The sequence below is a fragment of the Bradyrhizobium sp. genome (genome assembly GCF_035701725.1).
Taxonomy (GTDB): domain Bacteria; phylum Pseudomonadota; class Alphaproteobacteria; order Rhizobiales; family Xanthobacteraceae; genus Bradyrhizobium.
This window is the reverse complement of sequence record NZ_DASSRP010000216.1, coordinates 1-4,340: the sequence shown is the minus strand read 5'-3', so window position 1 is coordinate 4,340 and position 4,340 is coordinate 1. Positions and strand designations below refer to the sequence as shown.

3 protein-coding genes are annotated in these 4,340 nt (G+C 60.2%); all 3 read left to right on the top strand.

All coding sequences use genetic code 11. The annotated features are described in order from the left end of the window. Nucleotides 1–607: ATP-dependent Clp protease proteolytic subunit (locus VFL62_RS12420; RefSeq protein ID WP_325172673.1), on the top strand; the 607-nt coding region annotated here is incomplete at its 5' end. Nucleotides 608–1,194: 587 nt separating this feature from the next. Further along, nucleotides 1,195–2,469 carry an ATP-dependent Clp protease ATP-binding subunit ClpX gene (gene clpX, locus VFL62_RS12415; protein WP_325172672.1) on the top strand — a complete coding sequence of 425 codons (1,275 nt, stop codon included), beginning with the start codon at nt 1,195–1,197 and terminating at the stop codon, nt 2,467–2,469. A gap of 307 nt (nt 2,470–2,776) precedes the next feature. Then, nucleotides 2,777–4,340 (top strand): endopeptidase La (gene lon, locus VFL62_RS12410; protein ID WP_325172671.1); only part of this gene is annotated, 1,564 nt, incomplete at its 3' end.

The window sequence follows — 4,340 nt, the reverse complement described above, 5'->3', positions numbered from 1 at the left end:
CCTCGTGCCGATGGTGGTCGAGCAAACCAACCGCGGTGAGCGCGCCTACGATATCTTCTCGCGCCTTCTCAAGGAGCGGATCATCTTTGTCACCGGTACGGTCGAAGATGGCATGTCGACCTTGATCGTCGCGCAGCTTCTGTTTCTCGAAGCCGAAAATCCGAAAAAAGAAATCGCGATGTACATCAATTCGCCGGGCGGCGTCGTGACGTCGGGGCTGGCGATCTACGACACCATGCAGTTCATTCGCGCGCCGGTGTCGACGTTGTGCACGGGGCAGGCGGCTTCGATGGGCTCGCTGCTGCTGGCGGCCGGCGAAAAGAACATGCGCTTCTCGCTTCCGAATTCGCGCATCATGGTGCATCAGCCCTCCGGCGGCTTCCAGGGCCAGGCCACTGACATCATGCTGCATGCCCAGGAAATCCTGAACCTGAAACGGCGGCTCAACGAGATCTACGTCAAGCACACCGGCCAGACCTACAAGGCGATCGAGGATGCGTTGGAGCGCGACAAGTTCCTGACCGCCGAGGATGCCAAGGCATTCGGCCTCGTCGACCGGGTCACCGAGAAGCGCGAGGAAGATCCGCCGCCGCCGAAAGCGGTCTAATTGGCGGTTCACGGCCTCGCGCTCGCGTGACGAGCCCGCGCCCCCCGCTGGCGGCGAATGCCAAACCCACGCCACTCGCAAGGCAACTTGATCCGCCTTCGTTCGTTCAACGCATCTGAAGTCCTGGTCGAACGCGCCGCTTGTGGTGCAGGGACTTCAGATCGGCGGTACTAATGTTAACGGTTGCTTGCTGGTCCAAAATGGTCCCGAAGCGGTCCCATTTGCCCCTGTTTGGGACGAAAGTTCCACTTTCGTCCCGGCGCCTTGGCGTGGCAATCGCGCAACGTTTCGCCTATTTCGGCCGCTAACTTAACGGTGGAAGCGCAAATCACGGTATTGTCACGGATATCCAGTGGCCGGCTAATTAGCGAATTCTTGATAGTCGGATGCGAGCATGGTTGGCTAGGTCACTCAGGGTATGCTTGCATGGGATTCGAACGGCCGCGATTCTCGCAGCCACTTGGGAATAGGGTCTTTTTTGGTACGAATTTTGCTCTATCTACGATTTTTGGACTCTCAAAAGTCGGGCCGGCAACCTTCCGGAATTAGAGCGGGCGTGCTGGATCGAACTGCGGACGGAGATATGAATGAGTAAGGTTGGCGCCAGCGACTCGAAGAATACGCTGTATTGCTCGTTCTGCGGCAAGAGCCAGCACGAAGTTCGCAAGCTGATCGCAGGTCCCACCGTTTTCATTTGCGACGAGTGTGTCGAGCTCTGCATGGACATCATTCGCGAGGAAAACAAATCCTCGCTGGTGAAGTCGCGCGACGGGATTCCGACCCCGAAGGAAATCTGCAAGGTGCTGGACGACTATGTGATCGGCCAGAGCCACGCCAAGAAGGTGCTCTCGGTCGCCGTTCACAATCACTACAAGCGCCTCAACCACCAGACCAAGCACAACGACGTCGAACTTGCGAAGTCGAACATCCTGCTGATCGGCCCCACGGGTTCGGGCAAGACGCTGCTGGCGCAGACGCTGGCGCGCATCCTCGACGTGCCCTTCACCATGGCGGACGCGACCACGCTGACCGAGGCCGGCTATGTCGGCGAGGACGTCGAGAACATCATCCTGAAGCTGTTGCAGGCCGCCGACTACAATGTCGAGCGGGCCCAGCGCGGCATCGTCTATATCGACGAAATCGACAAGATCAGCCGCAAGTCGGACAATCCCTCGATCACCCGCGATGTGTCGGGCGAGGGCGTCCAGCAGGCGCTGCTCAAGATCATGGAAGGAACCGTCGCGTCGGTTCCTCCGCAGGGCGGCCGCAAGCATCCGCAGCAGGAGTTCCTGCAGGTCGACACCACCAACATCCTGTTCATCTGCGGTGGCGCTTTCTCGGGCCTCGAGAAGATCATCTCCGCGCGCGGCCGTTCGACCTCGATCGGCTTCGGCGCCCAGGTGCTGGCGCCCGAAGATCGCCGCACCGGCGAGATTTTCCGTCACGTCGAGCCTGAAGACCTGTTGAAGTACGGCCTGATCCCCGAATTCGTGGGCCGCCTGCCGGTGGTCGCCACGCTCGAGGATCTCGACGAGACCTCGCTCAAGAAGATTCTCACCGATCCGAAGAACGCGCTGGTCAAGCAGTACCAGCGCCTGTTCGAGATGGAGAACATCGAACTCACCTTCGCCGACGAAGCGCTTGGCGCGGTCGCCCGCAAGGCGATCGAGCGCAAGACCGGCGCGCGTGGCCTGCGTTCGATTCTCGAGAGCATCCTGCTCGAGACCATGTTCGACCTTCCGGGCCTCGAGGGTGTGGAAGAAGTCGTGATCTCGCGCGAAGTTGTGGAAGGAACGGCGCGTCCGCTCTACATCTACGCCGACCGTTCCGACCGCGCGGTCGAGAGCAGCGCTAGCGCCTAGAGGTTTCTCTAGCGCTTGCAAGGGCGTCTTTGGTTGCGGCTGCCGCGCCTTTCGGCGGCCGTTTCCTGCTAGCCTGAAAGACGCGTTAGCCCCTGTCCTGTGGGCATTTTCTGCGACTTGACACCCCTACCGCCGATAGCCACCTAATATCACCGGCGGCGTGAAATCAGCCTCAAGATTCGCGCCGACTGCAATGCCGAAAGCGGCGGCTTTTTTGGCCTGACCGTCTTCGGAATATCTGGCACCTTGTGGCCGTTGCGCATGATGCGGATGGCGAAGCAAGGGGGCACAACAAAAGGAAAAGGCCATGACCACCCCTAAACCTCGGCCATCAATCGTCCACGGCGAGACGCACGCTTATCCCGTGCTGCCGCTGCGCGACATCGTCGTCTTCCCGCACATGATCGTGCCGCTGTTCGTCGGCCGCGAAAAGTCGATCCGTGCGCTTGAAGAGGTCATGAAGAACGATGCGCTGATCATGCTGGCGACGCAGAAGAATGCGTCCGACGATGATCCGGCGCCTGAATCGATATACGAGACCGGGACGCTTGCGAGCGTTCTGCAGCTTTTGAAATTGCCCGACGGTACCGTGAAGGTGCTGGTCGAGGGCCTTGAACGCGCGCGCGTTGAGAAATACACGCCTCGCACCGAGTATTACGAAGCGACCGCGATCGCGCTCGCCGATACCGATGCGACCTCCGTCGAAGCCGAAGCGCTCGCGCGCTCGGTGGTGTCGGACTTCGAGAGCTATGTGAAGCTCAACAAGAAGATTTCCGCCGAGGTCGTCGGCGTCGTGCAGGCGATCACGGATTTCGCCAAGCTCGGCGATACCGTGGCTTCGCATCTGGCCGTTAAGATCGCCGACCGCCAGGCGATCCTGGAGACGCTGTCGGTCACCGCACGCCTTGAGAAGGTGCTGGGGCTGATGGAGAGCGAGATCTCCGTGCTCCAGGTCGAGAAGCGGATTCGTTCTCGTGTGAAACGGCAAATGGAGAAGACCCAGCGCGAGTACTATCTCAACGAGCAGATGAAGGCGATTCAGAAGGAACTCGGCGACGAAGAGGGTCGCGATGAGCTCGCCGACATCGAGGAGAAGATCTCCAAGACCAAGCTGTCCAAGGAAGCGCGCGAGAAGGCTCAGCACGAGCTGAAGAAGTTGCGCCAGATGTCGCCGATGTCCGCGGAAGCAACCGTCGTGCGCAACTATCTCGACTGGCTCTTGTCGATCCCGTGGAACAAGAAGTCCAAGGTCAAGAAGGATCTGGAGCAGGCGCAGACGATCCTGGATAACGACCACTACGGGCTCGAGAAGGTCAAGGACCGCATCGTCGAGTATCTCGCCGTGCAGTCGCGCGCCAACAAGCTCACGGGGCCAATTTTGTGCCTGGTCGGACCTCCCGGCGTCGGCAAGACCTCGCTCGGCAAGTCGATCGCAAAGGCGACGGGACGCGAGTTCGTGCGTGTCTCGCTGGGCGGCGTACGTGACGAGGCCGAGATCCGTGGTCACCGCCGCACCTATATCGGCTCGATGCCGGGCAAGATCATCCAGTCGATGCGAAAGGCGAAAACCTCGAACCCGCTGTTCCTCCTGGATGAGATCGACAAGATGGGCGCCGATTTCCGCGGCGATCCGTCGTCGGCGCTGCTTGAGGTCCTCGACCCCGAGCAGAACTCGACCTTCAACGATCACTATCTCGAGGTCGACTACGATCTCTCCAACGTGATGTTCATCACCACCGCGAATACGCTGAATATTCCGGGACCGCTGATGGACCGCATGGAGATCATCCGCATCGCGGGCTACACGGAGAACGAGAAGGTCGAGATCGCGCGCAGGCATCTGATCCCGAACGCCCTCTCCAAGCACGGTC